This window comes from Micromonospora sp. MH99, assembly GCF_021442385.1.
In the GTDB taxonomy this organism is placed as follows: Bacteria; Actinomycetota; Actinomycetes; order Mycobacteriales; family Micromonosporaceae; genus Micromonospora.
Genome location: NZ_MUZA01000002.1, coordinates 194960 through 215524 on the forward strand (window position 1 = coordinate 194960; position 20565 = coordinate 215524).

A 20565-nucleotide genomic window follows, 5' to 3' on the forward strand; every position below is an offset into this window, starting at 1 on the left:
CGGATCGGGACGGTATGGGACAGCCGGCGATCCCGCGGTCGATCGACCGGGAGCTACCCCGGGTCAGCCGATCCGGAAGCCGAGCGCCTGCGCGATGACGAGGGCCTGCTCGGCGTCCACGATGGCACCGGCCCGTTCGACGGACGTCGGATCCAGCGCCGTGAGGTCGCTGCGCCGCAGGTCGGCGCCGCCGAGACGGCAGTTGTGCAGCTGCGCCCCGGAGAGGTCGACCCCGGTCACCGTGGCACCGGTCAGGTTGGCCCCGGTGAGGTCGGCCTCGCGCATCCGTACGCCGCTCAGCCAGGCGGCGCGCAGGTCCGCCCCGGGCAGCGCGACGAACGACCAGTCGCCGCCGTCGACCCGCAACGGACGAAGCTCGCACTGGACGAAGCTGCTCCCGACCAGCTTGCAGCCGGTGAACTCGGCCTCGAAGAAGTTGCAGCGCCGAAAGACGCAGCGGGTGAACGCCGAGTCGAGATGTCGGGAAGCGTTGAACTGCACGTTGCCGAAGGTGCAGCCGGTGAAGACCGCTCCACGGGTGACCGCCTCGGTCAGGTCCACGTCGAAGAACTCGCACGCCACGAACTGGCGGTCGGTCAGCTCCTCGGCGTACCAGTCCTCGTGGCGGAAGGTCTTGTCCTCGGTCAACTCCGGCATCCGGCCAGGCTAGTGCCGCCCACCGACGCCCCGGAACGGCCCGGTGGGGGCAGCCCCTTCCGGTGGCGGAGTACCGGCGAGTAGGTTCGGCGACGTGAGTGTGGCGCGGAGCAAGGACCCCGATCAGATCGGCTTCGACCCGGCGCGGCTGTCGCGGATCGACGAGCACTTCGGCGGGTACGTCGACGACGGCCGGTTGGCGGGCTGGCAGGTGGTGGTCACCCGGCGCGGCGAGGTGGCGCACTCCTCGACGTACGGCCTGCGGGATCGCGAGTCGGGCGCCCCGGTCGAAGCGGACACGCTCTGGCGGATCTACTCGATGACCAAGCCCGTCACCTCGGTCGCGGCCATGATGCTGTGGGAGGAGGGCCGCTTCGAGCTGACCGACGAGATCAGCCGCTGGCTGCCCGAGTTCGCCGACGTGCGGGTCTACTCGAAGGGCTCGGCCCTCAAGCCGTACACCGTGCCGGCGACCGAGCCGATCCGGGTCTGGCACCTGCTCACCCACACCGCCGGCCTGACGTACGGCTTCATGCAGACCTCGGTGGTCGACGGGATCTACCGGGCGGCCGGCTACGACCTGTACCCGCCGGCGGACGTCGACCTGGCAGGCGCCTGCGCGGCCTTCGGCGAGCTGCCCCTGCTCTTTGAGCCCGGCACGGCCTGGGGCTACTCGGTCGCCACGGACGTGCTCGGCCGGCTGGTCGAGGTCGTCTCCGGGCAGAGCCTGGACGCCTTCTTCGCCGACCGGATCTTCGGCCCGCTGGGGATGACCGACACCCGCTGGTGGGTGGAGGGCGACGAGGCCGAGCGGCTGGCCGCGCTCTACGCACCGGATCCGCGGAGCGGGCGGGCGGTCCGCTACGACCGGCTCGGCACGCTCGCGCACCACAAGCCGGGCCTGCTCTCCGGCGGCGGTGGCCTGATCTCCAGCGCCGCCGACTACCACCGGTTCACGCAGATGCTGCTGCGCGGCGGGGAGCTTGGCGGCGTACGCCTGCTCGGGCCGCGCACGGTGCGTTTCATGACCCGTAACCATCTACCCGGCGGGCAGGATCTGGGCACCCTGTCCACCGGCGGCTTCGCCGAGACCACCCTCGACGGGATCGGCTTCGGCCTCGGCTTCGCGGTGGTCGAGGACCCGGTCCCGAGCCGGGTGCCGAGCAGCGTCGGCGAGTACTACTGGGGTGGGGTCGCCAGCACGGCGTTCTGGGTCGACCCGGCCGAGGAGATCACCGCGCTGCTGTTCACCCAGCTCATGCCGTCGAGCACGTACCCGCTGCGCTCCCAGCTGCGCCAGCTCGTCTACGCCGCTCTCGTCGACTGACCGGGATCGGCGTTCCGCCGACGGGCGGGCGGCCCGGTCCCTAGCCTGGGCTGGTGAGCACCATCGTCGTGTTTGGCGCGGGCGGCACCGCCGGGTCGCGGGTCACCGCCGAGGCGGCCGACCGTGGGCACCGGGTGATCGCCGCCGTCCGCCGCCCGGAGGCCACCTCGTACCTGCCGGCCGGGGTACGGACTGTCACCGGCGACGCCACCAGCGAGCGCAGTGTCCGGGAGTTGGCGCCGGAGGCGGACGCGCTGGTGGTGGCGATCGGCGGCGGCGAGCGCGGGCTGTGGCGCAGCGCCGCGGAGAACCTGGTGACCACCCTGCGGTCGATGCCGGCCGCACCCCGGATCATCCACCTGGGCGGCGGGTCGACGCTGCTCACGCCGCGTGGCACCCGCATCCTCGACGAGCCGGACTTCCCGGAGCAGTATCGGGACGCGGCGCTGGGCCAGGCCGACGCCCTGGACTACTACCGCACCGCCGCCGACGGGGTGAGCTGGACCTACGTCTCTCCGCCGCCGCTGGAGTTCCACCCCGGCGACCGCACCGGGCACTATCGCACCGGCACCGACGAACCGGTCACCGACGACCAGGGCCGGTCGGTGCTCACCTACGAGGACCTGGCGGTCGCGATCGTCGACGAGATCGAGCAGCCCCGGTACGTCAACACGCGCTTCACCGCCGCGTACTGACCGCCCGTCGAGACCGAGGAAGCTACCTCCCCTTCGCGCCCTGTCGAGCTGCCCCAGCTGTGGGGCAACCAACCGCAGAGGACAGCGCGCAGCCCGCCCCATATCTGGGGCAGCTCGACAGGACGCCAACCCACCCGCCGGGTACGGGCGCGCTCGGAGGTTCGGACGCCGGCGGACCTGGGGTGGCGGTCGCCGCCGCCTACCGGGAAGGCGCGGTCAGTCGGCGAGGCGGGCCGGGAAGCCGCCGGTGGCGATCGGGCCCCAGGCGTCGATGGTGACCCGGATCAGCGCCTTGCCCTGGCGCACCATTGCCGCCCGGTAGTCGTCCCAGTCCGGGTGCTCGCCGGAGATGCTGCGGAAGTACTCGACCAGCGGCTCCAGCGCCTCGGGCAGGTCCAGCACCTCGGCGGTGCCGTCGAGCTGCACCCAGGGGCCGTTCCAGTCGTCGGACAGCACGCAGGCCGAGACCCGGGGGTCACGGCGGATGTTGGTGACCTTCGCCCGCTCGGGGTAGGTGGACACGACGAGCCGACCCTGGCCGTCGATGCCGGCGGAGACCGGGGAGGACTGCGGACGGCCGTCGGCCCGGGTGGTCATCAGCACGACACGGTGCCGAGGCCGGAGGAAGTCGAGCAGGGCGTCCCGGTCGACCCGGGTGTTCTTCGCGATGCTGGGCGCCATCACTCAGTCCTACCAGGGCGGCCACGAACCAGCGGCGGCAGGGCGGCGGGTCAGCAGGGCGGGTCAGCCGGGGGCGGGTCAGCCGGGGGGCGGGTCAGCGGGGGCCGGTGGCGGCGCGGGGCACGGCCTGGGTGGGCACGCGGGGCCGGCCGGCCGGGCGCCAGGCCCGGCCGTTGGCATAGATCACCCGAAAGCCGAGGTACGAGGCCAGCGGCGCCCAGTGCGCGGAGCCCATCCGCAGCTCGGCGGCGTTGTGCCGCTGCCCGTTGGCCAGCACGTCGAGCAGGACGGTTTCGAAGGCCGCCGATTCGACCCAGTCGACGTCCCGGGTGAAACCGCAGATCAGGGCGGCCCCGGTGACCTCCAGGAACTCGCGCAGCACCGCGTCCGACGCGCGGAGGACCGAACAGCTGCCGAAATAGAGCCGGCGCCCCTCGCAGCGGCCGGCCATCAGCTCGGCCACCTCGTTCAGCTCCACCGACTGCCAGTCGGTGAGGCAGAGCCGGCTGGGCTCGCCGTGCATGGCGAAGAAGCCGACGCGGTGGTCGGCGTACTGCTTGAGCAGCCAGCGGTCCAGGAAGTAGAACAGCTCGTCGCGGGTGGCCGCGTCCTTGTGGATGAAGCGGATCTTGCCCAGCCGCTCCAGCAGTTCGAGGGTGGGCAGCACGGAACCGCGTTCGTTGAGGTCGCGGTGCCACTGACCCTCGACACAGAAGACGCCACCGCGTGCCACGTGCACCTCCGCCAGTCCGCAGCCCGGGGCTGACGTTACCGGCCCCCGCCGGGCGAGGAACATCACCCTGGGTGTGGCCGAATGCGACGTTCGGTGCAGTTCTTGCGCCACCGGGCCGATCGGGGGGAAATGGCTGTTTCACAAATCAGTCGAATTCACAGCCGATGCCCAGGAACAACGAATCGTGAGGACAATTCTCGTTAATTGCCGCCTAGCGCACCGATCAGTGCGAGGGTGGAAATCACGGGACGTCCCGGTCGATGTCCCGAAGCAACCCCATTCGCTCTCCTATCGGGAGGACTTCTGTGCGCGTAAACACCTTGAAGCGAGTTGCTGTCGCTTTCGCCCTGGCACTGCCCGGGGCAGCGATCGCGTCGGTGGTCGCCGCGCCGGCAGCGTACGCGGACGGCTGCTACACCTGGAACCGCAACCTCTACCAGGGGCGCTCCGGCGACGACGTCCGTCAGCTGCAGATCCGGGTCGCCGGCTGGGCCGGCTACCGGGACATCGTCGAGAACGACGGTCGCTACGGACCGAAGACCGCCGCCGCGGTCAAGCGGTTCCAGCAGGCGTACGGACTGCGCGCCGACGGCGTCGCGGGACCGCAGACCTACGCGAAGCTGTACCAACTCCAGGACAACGACTGCACGCCCGCGCACTTCACCTACAGCGAGTTGGACAACGGCTGCGGCGGCAGCGGCTGGAGCGGCGGCCCCCTGTCGGCGAACCAGACGAAGCAGAACGCGCTGCGCACCATGTGGAAATTGGAGGCGCTGCGCAAGAGCCTCGGCGACAAGCCGCTGAACGTGTCGAGTGGCTTCCGCAGTCGCGCCTGCAACAACCAGGTCGGTGGCGCCTCGGACAGCCAGCACCTGTACGGCAACGCCGCCGACGTCACCTCGCGGACGTCCTCGCTGTGCCGGGTGGCCAAGGACGCCCGTGACAACGGCTTCAGCGGGATCTACGGGCCGGGCTACCCCGACCACGACGACCACGTGCACGTCGACTCGCGGCGCGAGAACAACAGCGACCACAGCTCGAACACGACGAGCTGGTCCGCGCCGGACTGCGGCGTCGGCGCCGGTAACGACTGAACGAACCGGCCGGTGTGACGTCGGCCCGGCGCGGGTGGGGAATCTCCGCGTCGGGCCGACGTCGTGTCGCCCCGGACAGGGCGGGCGGGGGTAGCGCCGCTCAGCTGGCCCGGGGCCAGCGCGGCGCGGTGACGGGGGGAGTCACCGGCCGGCCGGCAGAGGCCTGTCGTACCCCCGCAGGGGTGACGCGCGCGGCCTGGTGTCGCGCCGGGAGCCCGGCGCGGCCGGGAGCCGGCGCCGGATAGCCGGCGGTCGCCGCCGGCCGGGCGCCGGTGGGACGCGCGGACGACGGCCCGGTCGCGGTGAACGGGAAGGGCACGTGCACGAAGGGGTTGCCGTGCTGGATCAACGCCTCGATCTGGCGCTCGTTGAGCCCGTGTGTCTCAAGAACCCGACGCCCCCACCGGTGCAGGCGGCACGGGTAGGAGGCGCCGTCGTTGCGACACAACGGCCCGGTCGGCCACTCCTCGGCGGTGTGCACGACCACCGCCCGGACCGCGAGCCGGACATCCTCGGGTGTCAGTTGTGCCGGCAGCGGCACCTCACCCAGCACCTGGTCGATGGGATCCGTCGACTGCTCACCAACACGCACGGCAGGCCTCCCGCAGTTCGGCAGCGGTACGGCGGACCCACCGCACCGACATCCTCGGGCAGTGGTACGGCCGGCATCTGACGAAAGTTCAATCCCCCGCCCCCTAACCGTCCCCCTAACGCGCGCTCAGACGAGGTCGGCGTCGTGCACCAGCAGGGCCACCTGGACCCGGTTGTTGAGATCGAGCCGGGTGAGCAGCCGGGAGACGTACGCCTTCACCGTCGCCACGCTCATGAACAGCTCCCCCGCGATCTCCGCGTTGGTGCGGCCCCGCCCCAGCGCGACCGCCACCTGACGCTCCCGCTCGCTGAGCCCGTCGAGCAGCCGCAGCGCCCGCTCGCGACGCGGATCCGGGCCGGCCAGACCCGGGGCGGCGGTCACGTGGTCGATCAGCGTGCGGGTCACCGTCGGGGAGAGCGTCGCCTCCCCCGCGGCCACCCGGCGTACCGCGTGCACGATGTCCGCCGGAGGGGTGTCCTTGAGCAGGAAACCGGCCGCGCCGGCGCGCAGCGCCCGCAGCACCTGCTCGTCGGCGTCGAAGGTGGTCAACACCAGCACCTCCGGCGGGTTCGGTCGCGCGCGCAGCGCCTCGGTGGCGGTGAGCCCGTCCACCCGGGGCATCCGGATGTCCATCAGGACCACGTCCGGTGCGTACGCGGCGACCGCCGCCGGAACCTCGCCGCCGTCGGCAGCCTCACCCACCACCCGCAGGTCCGCCAGGCCGCCGAGGATCATCGAGAGGCCCGCCCGGACCAGCGCGTCGTCGTCCACGATCAGCACCCGCACCGGCGCGGTGGCCTCCCCGGCCCCGCCGGACGGCCCGGTCACGCCGGCCACGGCAGCCAGGCGGCCAGCCGGAAGTCGCCGGCCTCGTCCCGCCCGTGCGCCAACCGGCCTCCGGCCAGGGTGACCCGCTCGGTGATACCGACCAGCCCGGTGCCGGCGCCCGGCAGTTCGCCCCCGGCCGGCGTGCCCAGCGGCCACCGGTTGGAGATCGCCACGGTCAGCCCGGCGCCCGGGCCACCGGCCACGTCCACGGTGACGGCCGCACCGGCCGCGTGCTTGCGGGCGTTGGTCAGGCCCTCCTGCACGATCCGGTACGCCGCCCGCCCCAGCGCCGCCGGCACGGCCCCGGGCGCGACGACGGTGTCGGTGAGGTTCACCCGCACCCCGGCCGCGCGTGACTCCTCGATCAGGGCGGGCAGGTCGGCGAGGGTGGGCTGCGGCGGCTCGGGGGCGTCGCCGGTGTTGTCGCCGTCGGCCCGGAGCACACCGATGACCTCCCGCAGGTCCTGCAGGGCGGCGTGGGCGCTGCCCCGGATCACCCCGGCGGCCCGGGCGACCTCGTCGGCCGGCGCGTCGGGGCGGAACTCCAGCGCGCCCGCGTGCAGGCTCAGCAGCGAGATCCGGTGGGCCAGCACGTCGTGCATCTCCCGGGCGATGCGGGTGCGTTCGAGGTGTCGGGCCTGGGCGACCCGCAACTGCTGCTCGGCCTCGGCCCGCTCGGCCCGCTCCCGCAGCGACACGATCAACTGTCGCCGGGCCCGGACGAACATCCCCCAGGCCAGCACGGCCAAGCTGAACACCATGCCCCAGGACACGGTGGCCCAGTACGGCATGCTCGGGTCCGGCCGCGTCCAACTGAAGATCAGGTTGGTGACGAGGCCGGCACCGGTGAACGCGATCGCGACGGCGGTGCGGCGGTGCACCACGACGGTGAAGTACAGAATCAGCAGCGGGACGGCCGCGGCCAACGAGAACGCGCTCAACGGCAGGGTGGCCACCGCCAACCCGAGCGGCCACCGCCGCCGCACCCAGAGCAGCCCGCAGGAGGCCAGCCCGAGCAGCGCGTCCACACCGACCATCCAGTCGTGCGGCAGCGGAATCGCCGTCTCCGGGGAGGGCGACAGGGCGTCCACGGTGGCGAACAACACCCAGAGCAGCCCGGCCAGGAACGCGAGGCTGTCCACGATCCAGTCGCGGGTGGTGCGGCGGGGGTGTGCCCGGTCACGTTCGCGTTCGCCCGGCACGACCAGCTCCCCTGGCAGCAGCCAGGGGTGTTCCGGGACGGCGAGGCTGGTCACGCGCCCATGCTAGGCAGCAACGGGCACCGGCAACCAGCTACCAAAGTATCGACCGGAGCGTCGACCAAGGTCGGTGCGGCACCGACCGGCGGCCGCAGCGGATGGCCGGGTGGCGCGGGCACGCTCGTCGGCATGATCACCGTGGAGAACCTCACCAAGCGATACGGGCCACACCCGGCGGTGGACGACGTGTCGTTCCAGTGCGAACCGGGCACGGTCACCGGCTTCCTCGGCCCCAACGGCGCCGGCAAGTCGACCACCATGCGGATGATCTGCGGCCTCACCGCGCCGACGGCCGGCCGGGCCACCGTCTCCGGGCGCCCCTACCGGGACCTGCCCAGCCCGGGGCGGGAGGTCGGGGTGCTGCTGGACGCCTCCGCCCAGCACGCCGGGCGCACCGGCCGCGAGGCGTTGACGCTGTCCGCGTACACCATGGGTCTGGACAAGCGCGAGGTCGCCGCGAAGCTCGACCTGGTCGGGTTGAACGCGGTGGCCGCGAAGCGTCGGGTCCGGGCGTACTCGCTGGGGATGCGCCAGCGGCTCGGCCTGGCGCAGGCGCTGCTCGGCGATCCCCGGGTGTTGATCCTCGACGAGCCGGCCAACGGCCTGGACCCGGAGGGGATCTTCTGGATGCGCGGCCTGCTGCGCGACTTCGCCGACCGGGGCGGCACCGTGCTGCTCTCCTCCCACCTGCTGCGCGAGGTGGAGGCGGTCGCGGACCGGCTGGTGGTGATCGGGGGCGGCCGGATCGTGGCCCAGGGCGACAAGAACGACCTGCTCGCCGGGGGCGGCTCGCTCGTGCGGGCCCGCGACGGCGCGGCGTTGCGCCGGGCACTGGACGCGGCGGGTCTCAGCGCAACCGACGGCACCGACGGTCTGCTCGTGCAGGCCGACGCCGAGACGGTCGGCCAGGCCGCCGCGGACGCGGGGGTCGCGCTGGCCGAGCTGCGTCCGGCCGGCAGCGGTGGCCTCGAACAACTCTTCCTCACCCTCACCGCCGGCGAGTCCACCAGGGAGGCCGTCCGATGACCACCACCACCGCGCCCGCCGCCGGCGCCGTCGCGCCCCGGCAGCACACGGCGGTACGCCGTCCGTCGCTGCTCCGGCTCACCGCCGTGGAACTGCGCAAGCTCGTCGACACCCGGGCCGGCCGTTGGCTGCTGATCACCATCGGCCTGGTCACCGCCGCGATCGTCACCCTCCAGCTGATCTACGCGAAGGTCGCCGACCAGACCTTCCTCGACTTCTTCGGCCCCTCGCTGCTGCCGGTGTCGGTGCTGCTGCCGGTGCTGGGCATCCTGTCGATCACCAGCGAGTGGTCGCAACGCACCGCCCTCACCACGTACGCCCTGGTGCCGCGCCGCGAGCGGGTGATCGGCGCGAAGCTGAACGCCGTCGTGCTCACCGCGCTCGCCTCGGTGCTGGCCAGCCTGGCCGTCGCCGCCGTCGGCACGCTCGTGGCGTCCGCCACCGGCGGCGCGGGCACCTGGCAGTTCGACTGGTCGCTGCTGCTGAACGCGGCGATCCTCCAGGTCGCCAGCGTGCTGATGGGTGCGGCCTTCGGTCTGTTGCTGCTCAATCCGCCGCTGGCGATCGTCGGTTATCTGCTGCTGCCCACCCTGTGGGCGGTGCTCGGCGAGATGGTCCGATCCCTGCGCGGCCCATCCGGCTGGCTGGACACCAACCGGACCATGGAGCCGCTGTTCAGCGGCGACGCGCTCACCGGTGGGCAGTGGGGCCGGCTGGCGGTGTCCCTGCTCGTCTGGATGGTCCTGCCCCTGGCCGTCGGCCTGGTCCGGACGCTGCGCCGCGAGGTGTCCTGACCATGGACCTGGCCGGTCACCGTCCGCGCACCACCGTCAGCGGCGGCCCGCTGGAACTGGCGGTCCTCTGGGGTGGTTTCCCGCTGCTCGGCGCGGGCGCCGGATGGCTCCTCGCCGCGACGACAGGCTGGCTCGCCCGGCTGCCCTGGGTGCCGTTCAGCGACCTGGTCGAGTGGCTGGACCGGCTGCCCGAGCCGCAGGCCACCGCCGGCACGATCGCCGTGGGCACCCTCGCCGGCCTGGTCCTCGCCGGGATCGGCACCGCCGAACGACTGATCGTCAGCGTCGACGCGGCGCAGGTCCGGCTGCGCCGCGCCGATCAGAACCGGAGCGTCGCGCGGGCCGACACCCGGGTCGTCTTCCTCGCCGACAAGCACCTGGTGCTGCTCGACGCCGACGGGGCAGAACTGGTGCGGGAGTCGACGGACCTGCCCGCCGCCCGGCTCGCCGCCGCGTTCCGGGCGCACGGCTGGGCCTGGGCGGACGACGATCCCCACCGGTCGGCGTACCGGCTGTGGGTGCCCGACCTGCCCGGTCTGCCCGCTGGCGCGGACGCGCTGCTGCGCGCCCGGGAGCGCGCGATCGAGCGGGACCGCCGCGACGACGCCCGGGAGCTGCGACGGGAGCTGGGACGACTCGGGGTGGTGCTGCGCGACGAGGGCAAACGCCAGTACTGGCGGACCGCCGTCCCCGGTGCGGGACAACCGACTTCGGCCGAGCGGGAGCCGAAGGGACGGTAGCGTCTGTCCCAGGAGATCCTGGGAGCGCGCGATGACCGAGCAGCAGCCGTACCGGGTGGTGTCCCGACACCCCGGCTTCGAGCTGCGCCGCTACCCGGCTCATCTGGTGGCCGAGATGCAGATCCAGGCGTCGTTCACCCGGGCCCCGATCGAGGCGTTCCGGCCGCTGGCCGCCTACCTCGGCGGCGCCAACCGGGCCCGGCACCCGATCGGCTCGGCCGGACCGCCGATATCGGCGGCCGGCGACTCGGAGAAGATCGCCATGACCGTGCCGGTGGTCCAGATCGAGGGCGAGCGGCCGGGGGCGTACCTGATCCAGTTCGTCATGCCGGCCACCTTCACCACCGCCACCCTGCCCGAGCCGGTGGACACCCGGGTGCGCGTCCACGAGGTCCCGGCACGCCTGGCGGCGGCGATGCGGTTCTCCGGGCGGTGGACCGAGCAGGCGTTCAGTCAGCGGGCCACCATGCTCGGCCGGTCGGTGACCGCGGCCGGGCTGCAACCGACCGGCGCGATCCGGTACGCGCGCTTCGACCCGCCGTGGAAGCCGTGGTTCCTGCGCCGCAACGAGGTAGTGCTGCCCGTCGTGGAGTAGCTAGCGGCGACGGTTGTCGACCGCCGGCCAGGCCAGCAGCAGCCCCATTCCCAGCCCGGCGAGCAGCCCGGCCAGCGAGAGCAGCAGGTCGGAGTCGGCGGAGTTGATCGGGCTGTTGCCGGCCAGCGCGGTGAACGTCGCGCCGACCGGGAGCAGCACCATCATGGCGACGGCCGCGGCCAGCAGCATCGGCACCGGGCCCACCAGCGCGGCGAGACCGGCGAGCGCGTGCTGCCGCCAGGCCGGTCGACCGCCCGGCCAGTCCCACGCCAGCAGGGTGACGCCGGTGAGCAGCACCGCGCCGAGCGCGATCATCGGCAGGATGCGCGGGCCGGGCGGGACCGCCCGGACCAGCGCGACACCGCCGATGGCGACCGCGCCGAGCCCGACGGCCAGCAGGCGGCGGCCCCGGGTGCGGGCCGGCGCCGCCGCCAGGGCGACGACGACGGTCAGGGCGACCAGGAGCACGCCGGTGGCGAAGGCCGCCGGCGTCAGCTCCGGCTCCCGGTCGGTAGGTGACTCGATGCCGGCCGCCACCACCGCCAGCACCCCGGCCACGCAGGCCGCGCCGGTCAACACCCGTCGGTCGGTGGTGGGGGGCCGGCCCCGATCCCGCCACACCAGGACGGCCGCCAGTACGCCGAGCACCGCCGCACCGTAGACGGCGAGCAGGACCGTCGACCCCGTGCCGGCCGGGTCCGCCCGGTCGATCGCCACGTCGGCCGCGATCCAGAGCCCACCGAGCACGACCGCCGGAGCGCCCCACCGGAGCTGCCCCCGGCCCGCCAGCAGCAACCCGAGCACGATCGCGACGATCGCCACGAACCGCAGATCCCGTGCCCAGTAGGCGTTGTTGCCCGGCAGCCGCTCCGACCACGGGCCGATCGGCTCGGTCAACGGTTGCCACACCGCCATGCCGACCGCCCAGATCAGCACGGCGGCGGCAGCCAGGAGCAGCCCGACCGGGCGCGCGAATCTCATCCGTCGACGGTAACGGCCCGACCGGTCACCCGGGGGCCGGGGACGCGGTCACCCGACGACGCCGACCGATGACCGCGCGGGACGACGACGCAGTGACCGCCACGTCGGCAACGCGCTCGCCAGCGCCGCGAGCAGCAGGCACAGCCCCACCACACCGGCGACCACCGACCACGGCACCACCAGGTCGACGGGGGCACCCACCTGTTCGGCGAGACCGGCGCGGATGCTGAGCAGACCGACGAACGCGACAGCCCCACCCAGCAGCGCGCCGATCAGGACCACCACCGCCGACTCGGCCGTGACCAGCCAGAGGACCTGCCGTCGGGTCGCCCCGGCCAACCGGATCAGCCGCAGGTCGGCGGCGCGGCCGGCAGCGGCCAACAGCAGCGTGTTGGCCACCGCGATGGCGCCGTAACCGGCGGACACCCCGATGAGCAGCAACGTGAAGAGCCAGACGAGACGGTCCTCGGCGGCGTCCGCCTCGGCCGCCCAGGTGGCGACGTCGACGACCCGCGCGCCGGCCGGAGGGTCGATCCGGTCCCGGACGTACACCGTGGACGTGAGCGCGGACGGGTCGTGCGTACGCACCACGGCCCGGGGCACCAGCAGGTCGCCGGGGATCGAGGTGTCGCTGACCACGGCGACGACGCGCAGCGACACCGACGTCCCGTCCGCGAAGACCACCGCGTACGCCTCGGACGGCCGCAGGTTCGCCGCTTCGGTGACCACCACCGTGTCGTCACCGCGCAGGTCGTCGAGCGAGCCGGCGACGACGGTGAGCGCCCGGTTCGCGGCGGCGAAGCCGGCCGGCTCCACGCCGAGCGCGGTCAGCGGCCGGTCCGCCGGCAATTCTCCGGGATCGGTGCGGTAGACGGTGGTGGGCAGGAGGGCGGTGCCACCTGTCGCGGCGACGGCCCGGTCCGACAGGCCGGGTGCCCGGTCGGGCACCAGGATCCAGCCGGCGTTGACGTTGTCGGCCCGACCTGCCGCGTAGGCGGCGGTGGTCGTGCGCACCATCCCGGACACCAGCACCGCGAACGCGACGGTGAGCAGCACCGGCGCGGCGATGGCGGCGGTCCGCCGGGTCGCGGTCAACGCCCCGCCCCGGACCAGCATTCCGATCGCGCCTCCGGGCCGCCGCAGCGGCGACCGCAGCAGCCGTACGACCGGCCCGACCACCGCCGGGGCGAGCACTGTGGCACCGGCCACCAGCGCCATCACCGCGTACAGGGCGTACTGCGCGGCGATCCGGGCCTCGTCGGCGGTCGCCGTTCCGACACTGAGGGCGAGCCCCGCCGCGACGAGGAGCGCCCCGACTGCGACGCGAACCCGCCCGATTGGGCGCTGTTCCACAGCGGCCTCGCGCAACGCCTCCAGCGGGCGGACCCGCGCCGCTCGGCGGGACGCCGACCAGACGGCCAGCAGCGCGATCACCGGCCCGGCGGCGAACGAGACCGCGACCGGCCAGAGTTCATAGCGGACCCGGAAGGTCGACGGCTCGTAGCCGACGTCGACGAGCAGCCGACCCAGCAGCGGGGCGAGCGCCGCGCCGACCAGCAGGCCGACGAGCCCGGCTGCGGCGCCGACGGCGAGCGCCTCCGCGTACACCATGCGGCGGACCTGACGTCCGGTCGCGCCGACGGCGCGCAGCAGGCCCAGCTCGCGGCGGCGCTGCGCGATGGTGAACGCGAAGGTGGAGGCGACCACGAACACCGTGACGAAGCCGGCGAGGGCCGCCGTGGCGGTGAGCACCTGCATGCCGATCCACCGGGTACGGGCGTCGCCGCGCGGTTCCAGCGCACCGCGAGCGGCACCGGTGAGCACCTGTCCGTCGCCGCCGACGACTCCGCGCGCCGCCGTGGCGACCCGCTCGGGGTCGGCCCCGGGCGCGAGCACCAGCCCGATGGTCCGGACACCGGGCGCGAGCGCGGCGGCGACCTCGTCCGCGACAAGGACGCCGGGCCCGTCGACCAGACCGGTGACGGTGTACGCCTCCGGGCCGGCGGCGGTCAGCAGGGTGACCGGTGCGCCGGTCCGCAGCCCGAGCGCGCGGTCGACGACGACCTCGCCGGGCCTCAGGGGCGGCTCGCCGGCCGTGCGGCGCAGCCCACCGAGCTGGGCGCTGGACCAGCCGTGCCCCTGGTGGGCGTCCTCCCGTCGGGTGTCGGCGGCCACGGGCCGACCGTCGACGAGCGGCTGGGCGTAGAAGGTCCGGTCCGGCACCACGGCGGCGACACCGGGCAGCGCTGCCAGCCGGCCGACGAGTCCCGCGGTCGCCGTGGCGGACCAGGGCCGGGTCGGCACGAAGGCGTCGGCCGACGCGCCCGCCTCGGGGCTCTGCACCACGACCGCCGCCCGCGCCAACCGGTCCGGCACCTGCGGACGCCCGGAGGCGAGGAGCAGGGTGGCCGCCGCGACGAGCGCGACTCCGATGGCGACGGCCACGAACGCGCTGGCCGACCGCCGGACGCTCACCACGACGACTCCGCCGGAACGGTTTCCCGCTCGGCGATCCGGGCAGCGACGGCAGCGGCGGTGATCGGGCCGGTCAGCTCGTCGACGACGCGACCGTCGGCGAGCAGGAGGACCCGATCGGCGTACGCGGCGGCGGCGGGATCGTGGGTCACCATCACCACTGTCTGCCCGTGGTCGTCGACGAGCGCGCGCAGCAGCCGGAGCACCTGCCGGGACGCCGAGCTGTCCAGCGCCCCGGTCGGCTCGTCGGCGAACACCACGGCCGGACGGGTGATCAACGCGCGGGCCACGGCGACGCGCTGCTGCTCCCCGCCGGACAGCTCACTCGGCCGGTGCCCGGCCCGGTCGGCGAGTCCGACCGCGTCGAGGGCGGCGGCGACGTCCGCGGCCGGCGGGCGGCGGCGGGCCAGGCGCGACGGCAGCTCGACGTTCTGCGCGGCGGTCAACGTGGACACCAGGTTGAACGCCTGGAACACGAAACCGATCCGGTCGCGCCGCAGCCGGGTCAGCTCGTCCTCGCCGAGGTCGTCGAGGCGGACGCCGTCGATCGTGACGACCCCCTCGGTCGCGCGGTCCAGCCCCGCCGCGCAGTGCAGCAGGGTGGACTTTCCCGAGCCCGAGGGGCCCATCACCGCCGTGAACGTGCCGCCCGCGAAGCTGGTGGTCACGCCGTCGAGCGCCGTCACCCGCCGGTCTCCGGTGCCGTACACCGTCCGCAGCCCCGTCAGGGTCACCGTGTCTGTGGTCATGACCGTCACGGTGCCGAACACGGGGGGTGCGGCGCGTCGTGCCGGGGCGGGCACTTTCCGGCCCTCCCCTGGGCGGATTCGACGGCGCGCGAACCCCACCGGGTCGTCCTCGGGGATGACCACCCACGGGTGGACGCGGCCGGGCCGCCCCGCCGATACGGTCTGACAGGTGACCGCTCTCCTGCTGACCCGGCGGCTGCGGCCGGTGGACCTGTACATCGTGGACGCCGTGCTCGCCGTGGCGGTCGGTGGGCTGCTCTGCCCGTACGCGGCGCTGGAGTCACCGCTGCACGGGGGCGTGGACGAACCGCTCTGGGTGTCGGTGCTCGTCGGGATGGCCATCGGGCTGCCGCTGGCCGCCCGGCGACGGTGGCCGATCCCCGTCGCCGTGGCGATCAGCGCGGTCACCACCGTCGCCCTGATCACTGGCGTGATCCCCAACTTCGCCGCCGCCGCGCCGGCAGTCGCCATCAGCCTGTCCTTCTACACGGTGGCCGTGTCGACCACCACGCGCCCGTCGCTGCTCTGCGCCGCCGGTTGTCTCGCTCTGGTGAGCGTCGCCCTGGTGCTGACCGCGGGTGACCTCTGGTCGCGGACCGGGGCGGTCGTCTACGCCACAGTCATGGTCGCGCCGGCCTGGGTGATCGGTTGGCTGATCCGGGAGCGACGCGCCCTCGCCACCCGGCAGAGCGACCAGCTGGTCCGTCAGGCCGCCACCGAGGAGCGGTTGCGGGTGGCGCGCGAGCTGCACGACGTGGTCGCGCACACGCTGAGTCTCATCGTGGTGAAGGCTGCCGTCGCCAACCACGTCGCCGAGGCCGACCCGCGCGAGGCGGGCGCCGCGCTCCGGGTCATCGAGGAGACCGGCCGCACCGCGCTGACCGATGTGCGTCGCGTGCTCGGCGTCCTGCGCGCGGACAGCCCGTACGCGCCGACGCCCGGGCTGGACGAGTTGCCGGTCCTCGCCCGGCAGGCGGCGATGGGCGGCGTCGACGTGCGGCTCGACGTGCGGCGGGAGGAGCCGGTCGGCGCGGTGCCGGAGTCGGTGGGCCTGGCGGTGTACCGGATCGTGCAGGAGGCGGTGACGAACGTGGTGAAACACGCGGCGCCGGCGGCGTGCCGGGCCACGGTTACCGTTCTGCCCGACGAGGTGCGGGTGGAGGTGACCGACGACGGCCAGCGTCCGGTCCTGCTCGGCGGGGAGGGGCACGGGTTGATCGGGATGCGGGAACGGGTGGCGTTGCACGGCGGGGAGTTCCGCGCCGGCCCACGCTCCGACGGTGGCTTCGCGGTGACGGCCAGCCTGCCCTACCGGGTGGCCGCGTGATCCGCGTCCTGATCGCCGACGACCAGGCGCTGCTGCGCGGCAGTTTCCGGCTGCTTGTCGACCTCAGCCCGGACTGCACCACGGTCGGCGAGGCGGGCACCGGCGTGCAGGCCGTCGCGCTGACCGGGCAGCACCTGCCGGACGTGGTGCTGATGGACGTCCGGATGCCGGAGATGGACGGCATCGAGGCGACCCGGCGGATCTGCGCCGACCCGGCGACGGCCGGCACCCGGGTCATCATCCTGACCACGTTCGACCTCGACGAGTACGTCTACGGGGCGCTGCGCGCCGGGGCCAGCGGGTTCCTGCTCAAGGACACCCCACCGGCGGACCTGCTGACCGGGATCCGGGTGGTCGCCGCCGGGGAGGGGCTGCTCGCGCCGACGGTGACCCGCCGGCTGATCGACGAGTTCGCCCGCCAGCCGGAGCCGACCCGGCCGCTGCCCCGACAGCTCGACGGGGTGACCGACCGGGAACGGGAGGTGCTGGCGCTGATCGCCCGGGGCCTGTCCAACGCGGAGTTGGCCGCGCACCTCAACCTCAGCCAGGCCACCGTCAAGACACACGTCGGGCGGCTGCTGACCAAGCTGGCGGTCCGTGACCGGGCGCAACTCGTCATCGTCGCGTACGAGACGGGACTGGTGGGGCCGGGCGGCCTACGCTGAGCCGGTCGGCCGTGCACCCAGGAGGAGACATGACCCGGTACGTCGCGCTGCTGCGCGGAGTCAACGTCGGCACCACCCGCCTGGCGATGGCCGACCTGCGCCGGATCGTCACCGACCTCGGGCACGAGGCGGTCGAGACGTACCTCCAGAGCGGCAACGTGGCCTTCGGCAGCACCGTGCGCGACGCGGAGAAGTTGGCCGCCGGCATCGAGCGGGCGCTCACCGACGAACTGGGGCTGACCGTGCCGGTGCTGGTACGCAGCGGCCGGGAGTTGGCGGCGGTGGCGGGTGGCAACCCGTACGCCGAGGTCGAGGACGATCCGAAGCTCCTGCTGGTGGCGTTCCTGGCGACCCCTCCGGCGAAGGCAGTGGTGGACGCGCTCGCCGTGCCCGGCGGTGAGAACGTGTCGTTCACGGTGACCGGCCGGGAGGTCTACCTGCACTTCCCCGACGGTGGTTACGGCCGGACGAAGTTCACCAACGCCTACCTGGAGAAGAAGCTCGGCGTGGTGGCGACCACCCGTAACTGGAAGTCGGTGCGCGCCCTGGCGGAGATGGCCGCCGGCTGACCGGGCGGGCGCGGACGCCCGCCCGGGACCGGTCAGAAGTGGTACGCGGTCTCGTACTCGGGGACCAGCACCCGGCTGCGCGGCGAGATCCGACGCACCGCCGCGATCATGGCGTCGAGCCGGTCGCGGTCGGCCGGCGCGACGACCGGCGGATTCTGCAACGGCGTCTCGAAGTTGTCCCAGTGCACCGGCACGACGACCTTCGGGTAGTCCAGACCGGCCAGCAGCCGGGGCAGGTAGTCGCCGGTGGTGGTGGCGCTCTGCATGGCCACCATCGCCACGTCCGGCGACAGGCCGGTGAGGTTGCGCTCGGCGACGTCGCTGGCTCCGGTGAAGTAGACCGACGGGCCGCGCTCGACCCGCAGCAGGTAGCCCAGCGTGTCGCCCTCCGGGAGGTCGGCGATGGTCGCCGGCTGCGCCGGCTGGCTCACCCGCACCCCGGGGAAGGCCACGGAGTACGACGCGTTGCGGCTGTGCAGCGAGCCGACGACCTCGATGCTGTGGTCGCCGAAGTCGAGCACCTCCCCGCCCTTGACGGCGCTGAGCTTCGTCGACGGCAGGCCGTAGGCCAACCCCAGGTGGTACGCGGTGAGCGTGCCGAACACCCGCGCGCCGGTACGCCCGGCGATGTACGGGACGTCCATGAAGTGGTCCCAGTGGGTGTGCGTGACCAGGATGGTCGTGGCCCGGTCGACGCGCGGGTCGATCACGTCGGTACGCACGGTCAACGGGGCGTCGGTCCGGAACGGGGGGTTGAACAGCCCGGTGTCGATCCGGCTGAGGAACGGGTCGACCAGGACGGTCCGGTCGGCGATGTCGATGCGCCAGCCGGCCGTACCCCACCAGCGGAAGCTGACCGCGCCGGTGCGGCCTCTGGCGGGCGTCGGCGCGGCGGCCGGCGGCGCGGCCTGGGCCGGGGTGGCCGCGGTGGCGGCGAGGCCGCCGGCCGAGACCAGGGCGGTGGTGGCGGCGGCGTCGCGCAGGAAGCGACGACGGTCGAGGTTGGACATGCGGATCTACTCCCCGTGCTCGGGTGATCGGTCAGCACGAGCCAACCAGCGCCACCGCGCCCCGGTCCAAGATCGAACGCCTTCAGCTCCGATACGTCACTGCATATCGTGCCTGCTCAGCAGCCACCCCTTCGGCGCTCGGACGCCCGGAAACTCACTCGCCGCGCAGCGCCTCGACGGCCGTCCGGGCGGCAGTTCCCATCGCCAGGTCCACGTCGATCCGGCGCGGGGTCAGCTCGTCGGCGCGGGCGAAGACGGCGATGGCGTACCGGCCGCCGTCGGGGTATTCGGCGACGCCAGCCTCCAGGTGCAGGCCGGGCAGGGTGCCGGTCTTGCCGGCGACCCGGACGCCGGGCGGGAACCCGGCGGCCAGCCGGGTCCAGAAGAGCTGCCGGGCCATCCAGGTGCGGACCATCGCGCAGGCCGCCGCCGGGCCGGCCTGGTCGCGCCAGATCAGGGTGAGCAGCCGGGTGATCTCCCGGGCGGTGCTGCTGGTGGTGTGCGCGGGATCGAAGACCCGCATGGCCTGGACGCGCGCCGCCGGCAGGGTCGGGAAGATCCGCGCGAACTCCGCCTCGGTCCGCGCCCCCACGTCGGCGAGCATCATCTCGACCAGTTCCCGAGGACCGCCGAGAACGCGGGTGCGGGTGAGGCCCAGCTCGGCGGCGAGCATCGGCAGCAGGTCCGGGCCGACCCGGCGCAGCAGCAGGTCGGCGGCCGTGTTGTCGCTCACCGACATGGCGAAGTACGCGAGGTCGCGCAGCGACACCTCGGCGTCGTCGACGCAGCCGGCCAGCCCCCACCCGCCGAGCCGGTCGGCGGCGGTGACCAGGACCCGTTCGGTGGGGTCGAGCTGGCCGGCGTCGACCTGCCGGGCGAACTCCAGCACCAGCAGGATCTTGAAGATCGACGCGATCACCACCTGCTCGTCGGCACGCACCCCGACCTGCCGGTCCATTCCGGCCGGGTCGACGGCGTCGACGTCCACCGCGTCCAGGTCGACGGCGTGCAGGCTGGCCGTCACCCCGACGCCCGCGAAGATGGCCTCGATCCGCTCCCCCACATCCACCCGGGCACGGTATCCAGTGGCGGTGGTCCGCCGCTGGCGTAGGGTCCGGCCGTGGACCTGCTCCGGCACCTGCGGCACTTCGTGGTGGTCGCCCACGAGCTGCACTTCGGGCGGGCGGCCGAACTGCTCGGAATGGCCCAGCCGCCGTTGAGCCAGTCGATCCAGCGCCTCGAACGGGAGCTGGAGGTCGAGCTGTTCGACCGTTCCCGCCGCCAGGTGCGGCTCACCACCGCCGGCGGTCTGCTGCTCGCCGAGGCGGAGGAACTCCTCGCCGGCGAGGGCCGGCTGCGCAACCTCATGGGGCAGGTCCGCGCGGGCGAGCTGGGCATCCTGCGGGCCGGAGTGCCGCCCGAGACCCCCGCGGTGACGCTGCGCGCGCTGCTCGACCAGCTCACCGGCCGAGCGCCCGGCCTGGACGTGGAGCTGCACGAGCTGACCACCGCCGAGCAGGTGCGGATGCTCACCGAGCGGAGGTTGGACGTGGGGCTCGTGCACCATCCGGTCGAGGCGGACGGGCTGCGCTTCGGGGCCCCGGTGGACGTACCACTGGGGGTGTTGCTGCCGCGGACGTCGCCGCTGGCCCGCGGCCGGGAGGTGCCGCTCGCGGCGCTCGCCGGCCTGGACCTGGTGGCCGCGCCCCGGGCCACCGCGCCGGGCTGGCACGACCACCTGCTCGCGGTGTGCCGGCGGCACGGGTGG

At 73.8% G+C, this 20565-nt stretch carries 22 protein-coding genes; 11 read left to right on the top strand and 11 right to left on the bottom strand.

The genetic code is table 11. The annotated features are described in order from the left end of the window. Window positions 1-63 precede the first annotated feature (63 nt). The gene (locus tag B0E54_RS02220) at window positions 64-657 is read right to left on the bottom strand and encodes a pentapeptide repeat-containing protein (RefSeq protein ID WP_234581531.1); all 594 of its coding nucleotides are present in this window, start codon (window positions 655-657) and stop codon (window positions 64-66) included. Between the two features lie 94 nt (window positions 658-751). Between B0E54_RS02220 and B0E54_RS02225 the strand changes: the two genes are divergently transcribed. Both B0E54_RS02225 and B0E54_RS02230 read left to right on the top strand, forming a co-directional pair. Further along, a complete protein-coding gene (locus B0E54_RS02225; RefSeq protein WP_234581532.1) occupies window positions 752-1984 on the top strand; it encodes a serine hydrolase in 1233 nt (410 codons plus the stop codon). 53 nt (window positions 1985-2037) lie between these two features. Continuing rightward, a complete protein-coding gene (locus B0E54_RS02230; RefSeq protein ID WP_234581533.1) occupies window positions 2038-2679 on the top strand; it encodes an NAD(P)-dependent oxidoreductase in 642 nt (213 codons plus the stop codon). Window positions 2680-2895: 216 nt separating this feature from the next. Here the strand turns inward: B0E54_RS02230 and B0E54_RS02235 are convergent, their stop codons facing one another. Continuing rightward, window positions 2896-3360 carry a PPOX class F420-dependent oxidoreductase gene (locus B0E54_RS02235; protein WP_234581534.1) on the bottom strand — a complete coding sequence of 155 codons (465 nt, stop codon included), beginning with the start codon at window positions 3358-3360 and terminating at the stop codon, window positions 2896-2898. A gap of 94 nt (window positions 3361-3454) precedes the next feature. Continuing rightward, a complete protein-coding gene (locus B0E54_RS02240; RefSeq protein WP_234581535.1) occupies window positions 3455-4093 on the bottom strand; it encodes a DUF6642 family protein in 639 nt (212 codons plus the stop codon). A 305-nt stretch (window positions 4094-4398) separates the two neighbouring features. Here B0E54_RS02240 and B0E54_RS02245 point away from each other — a divergent pair, with 305 nt between their 5' ends. Beyond that, entirely contained in the window at window positions 4399-5187 is a 789-nt protein-coding gene (locus B0E54_RS02245; protein ID WP_234581536.1) for a D-Ala-D-Ala carboxypeptidase family metallohydrolase, read from the top strand. 100 nt (window positions 5188-5287) lie between these two features. On the opposite strand, the gene B0E54_RS02250 is transcribed toward B0E54_RS02245, so the two are convergent. The 3 genes from B0E54_RS02250 to B0E54_RS02260 form a co-directional block, all read right to left on the bottom strand. Beyond that, window positions 5288-5779: a hypothetical protein gene (locus tag B0E54_RS02250; RefSeq protein WP_234581537.1), complete on the bottom strand. Its 492-nt coding sequence runs from the start codon at window positions 5777-5779 to the stop codon at window positions 5288-5290. 126 nt (window positions 5780-5905) lie between these two features. Then, window positions 5906-6625 (bottom strand): response regulator transcription factor, encoded by a 720-nt coding sequence (locus B0E54_RS02255; RefSeq protein WP_255786329.1) that lies wholly within the window; start codon window positions 6623-6625, stop codon window positions 5906-5908. Beyond that, the gene (locus B0E54_RS02260; RefSeq protein WP_234581538.1) at window positions 6604-7863 is read right to left on the bottom strand and encodes a sensor histidine kinase; all 1260 of its coding nucleotides are present in this window, start codon (window positions 7861-7863) and stop codon (window positions 6604-6606) included. Before B0E54_RS02260 ends, B0E54_RS02255 begins: the two co-directional genes overlap by 22 nt. Before the next feature lie 132 nt (window positions 7864-7995). Here B0E54_RS02260 and B0E54_RS02265 point away from each other — a divergent pair, with 132 nt between their 5' ends. Genes B0E54_RS02265 through B0E54_RS02280 form a run of 4 tightly spaced genes read left to right on the top strand, consistent with a single transcriptional unit; the run spans window position 7996 to window position 11021 of the window. Beyond that, a complete protein-coding gene (locus tag B0E54_RS02265; protein ID WP_234581539.1) occupies window positions 7996-8892 on the top strand; it encodes an ABC transporter ATP-binding protein in 897 nt (298 codons plus the stop codon). Next, window positions 8889-9686, top strand: a complete 798-nt coding sequence (locus B0E54_RS02270; RefSeq protein ID WP_234581540.1) for an ABC transporter permease — start codon at window positions 8889-8891, stop codon at window positions 9684-9686. Before B0E54_RS02265 ends, B0E54_RS02270 begins: the two co-directional genes overlap by 4 nt. Window positions 9687-9688: 2 nt before the next feature. Continuing rightward, window positions 9689-10426 (top strand): hypothetical protein, encoded by a 738-nt coding sequence (locus B0E54_RS02275; protein WP_234581541.1) that lies wholly within the window; start codon window positions 9689-9691, stop codon window positions 10424-10426. A gap of 31 nt (window positions 10427-10457) precedes the next feature. After that, window positions 10458-11021 carry a heme-binding protein gene (locus tag B0E54_RS02280; RefSeq protein ID WP_234581542.1) on the top strand — a complete coding sequence of 188 codons (564 nt, stop codon included), beginning with the start codon at window positions 10458-10460 and terminating at the stop codon, window positions 11019-11021. On the opposite strand, the gene B0E54_RS02285 is transcribed toward B0E54_RS02280, so the two are convergent. From B0E54_RS02285 to B0E54_RS02295, 3 genes are read right to left on the bottom strand one after another with little or no spacing between them, the layout of a single operon-like run. Then, window positions 11022-12002 carry a hypothetical protein gene (locus B0E54_RS02285; protein WP_234581543.1) on the bottom strand — a complete coding sequence of 327 codons (981 nt, stop codon included), beginning with the start codon at window positions 12000-12002 and terminating at the stop codon, window positions 11022-11024. It abuts the gene before it with no gap. Window positions 12003-12050: 48 nt separating this feature from the next. Beyond that, on the bottom strand, window positions 12051-14480 hold the full coding sequence (locus B0E54_RS02290; RefSeq protein WP_234581544.1) for an ABC transporter permease: 2430 nt from the start codon (window positions 14478-14480) through the stop codon (window positions 12051-12053). Then, complete coding sequence (locus B0E54_RS02295) at window positions 14474-15226, bottom strand: ABC transporter ATP-binding protein (protein WP_234581545.1); 753 nt, start codon at window positions 15224-15226, stop codon at window positions 14474-14476. The genes B0E54_RS02290 and B0E54_RS02295 overlap by 7 nt, the downstream gene beginning before the upstream one ends. Window positions 15227-15395: 169 nt before the next feature. Between B0E54_RS02295 and B0E54_RS02300 the strand changes: the two genes are divergently transcribed. The 3 genes from B0E54_RS02300 to B0E54_RS02310 are packed head-to-tail and all read left to right on the top strand — an operon-like array spanning window position 15396 to window position 17787. Continuing rightward, window positions 15396-16553 (top strand): sensor histidine kinase, encoded by a 1158-nt coding sequence (locus tag B0E54_RS02300; RefSeq protein WP_234581546.1) that lies wholly within the window; start codon window positions 15396-15398, stop codon window positions 16551-16553. Then, window positions 16550-17218, top strand: a complete 669-nt coding sequence (locus tag B0E54_RS02305) for a response regulator transcription factor (RefSeq protein WP_234581547.1) — start codon at window positions 16550-16552, stop codon at window positions 17216-17218. The genes B0E54_RS02300 and B0E54_RS02305 overlap by 4 nt, the downstream gene beginning before the upstream one ends. A gap of 29 nt (window positions 17219-17247) precedes the next feature. Next, window positions 17248-17787 (top strand): DUF1697 domain-containing protein, encoded by a 540-nt coding sequence (locus tag B0E54_RS02310; RefSeq protein ID WP_234581548.1) that lies wholly within the window; start codon window positions 17248-17250, stop codon window positions 17785-17787. A 32-nt stretch (window positions 17788-17819) separates the two neighbouring features. On the opposite strand, the gene B0E54_RS02315 is transcribed toward B0E54_RS02310, so the two are convergent. Together B0E54_RS02315 and B0E54_RS02320 are read right to left on the bottom strand one after the other, a co-directional pair. Continuing rightward, window positions 17820-18797: an MBL fold metallo-hydrolase gene (locus B0E54_RS02315; protein ID WP_234581549.1), complete on the bottom strand. Its 978-nt coding sequence runs from the start codon at window positions 18795-18797 to the stop codon at window positions 17820-17822. A gap of 154 nt (window positions 18798-18951) precedes the next feature. Further along, a complete protein-coding gene (locus B0E54_RS02320) occupies window positions 18952-19866 on the bottom strand; it encodes a serine hydrolase (protein WP_234581550.1) in 915 nt (304 codons plus the stop codon). Between the two features lie 51 nt (window positions 19867-19917). On the opposite strand from B0E54_RS02320, the gene B0E54_RS02325 reads away from it, so the two are divergent. After that, on the top strand, window positions 19918-20565 hold a 648-nt coding region (locus tag B0E54_RS02325), incomplete at its 3' end, for a LysR family transcriptional regulator (protein ID WP_234581551.1).

Bases quoted from the DNA above. Each gene is read 5' to 3' on its own strand.
- B0E54_RS02220 (WP_234581531.1), bottom strand. From the start codon at position 657: ATGCCGGAGTTGACCGAGGACAAGACCTTCCGCCACGAGGACTGGTAC.
- B0E54_RS02235 (WP_234581534.1), bottom strand. From the start codon at position 3,360: ATGGCGCCCAGCATCGCGAAGAACACCCGGGTCGACCGGGACGCCCTG.
- B0E54_RS02265 (WP_234581539.1), top strand. From the start codon at position 7,996: ATGATCACCGTGGAGAACCTCACCAAGCGATACGGGCCACACCCGGCG.
- B0E54_RS02270 (WP_234581540.1), top strand. From the start codon at position 8,889: ATGACCACCACCACCGCGCCCGCCGCCGGCGCCGTCGCGCCCCGGCAG.
- B0E54_RS02275 (WP_234581541.1), top strand. From the start codon at position 9,689: ATGGACCTGGCCGGTCACCGTCCGCGCACCACCGTCAGCGGCGGCCCG.
- B0E54_RS02280 (WP_234581542.1), top strand. From the start codon at position 10,458: ATGACCGAGCAGCAGCCGTACCGGGTGGTGTCCCGACACCCCGGCTTC.
- B0E54_RS02285 (WP_234581543.1), bottom strand. From the start codon at position 12,002: ATGAGATTCGCGCGCCCGGTCGGGCTGCTCCTGGCTGCCGCCGCCGTG.
- B0E54_RS02295 (WP_234581545.1), bottom strand. From the start codon at position 15,226: ATGACCACAGACACGGTGACCCTGACGGGGCTGCGGACGGTGTACGGC.
- B0E54_RS02310 (WP_234581548.1), top strand. From the start codon at position 17,248: ATGACCCGGTACGTCGCGCTGCTGCGCGGAGTCAACGTCGGCACCACC.
- B0E54_RS02315 (WP_234581549.1), bottom strand. From the start codon at position 18,797: ATGTCCAACCTCGACCGTCGTCGCTTCCTGCGCGACGCCGCCGCCACC.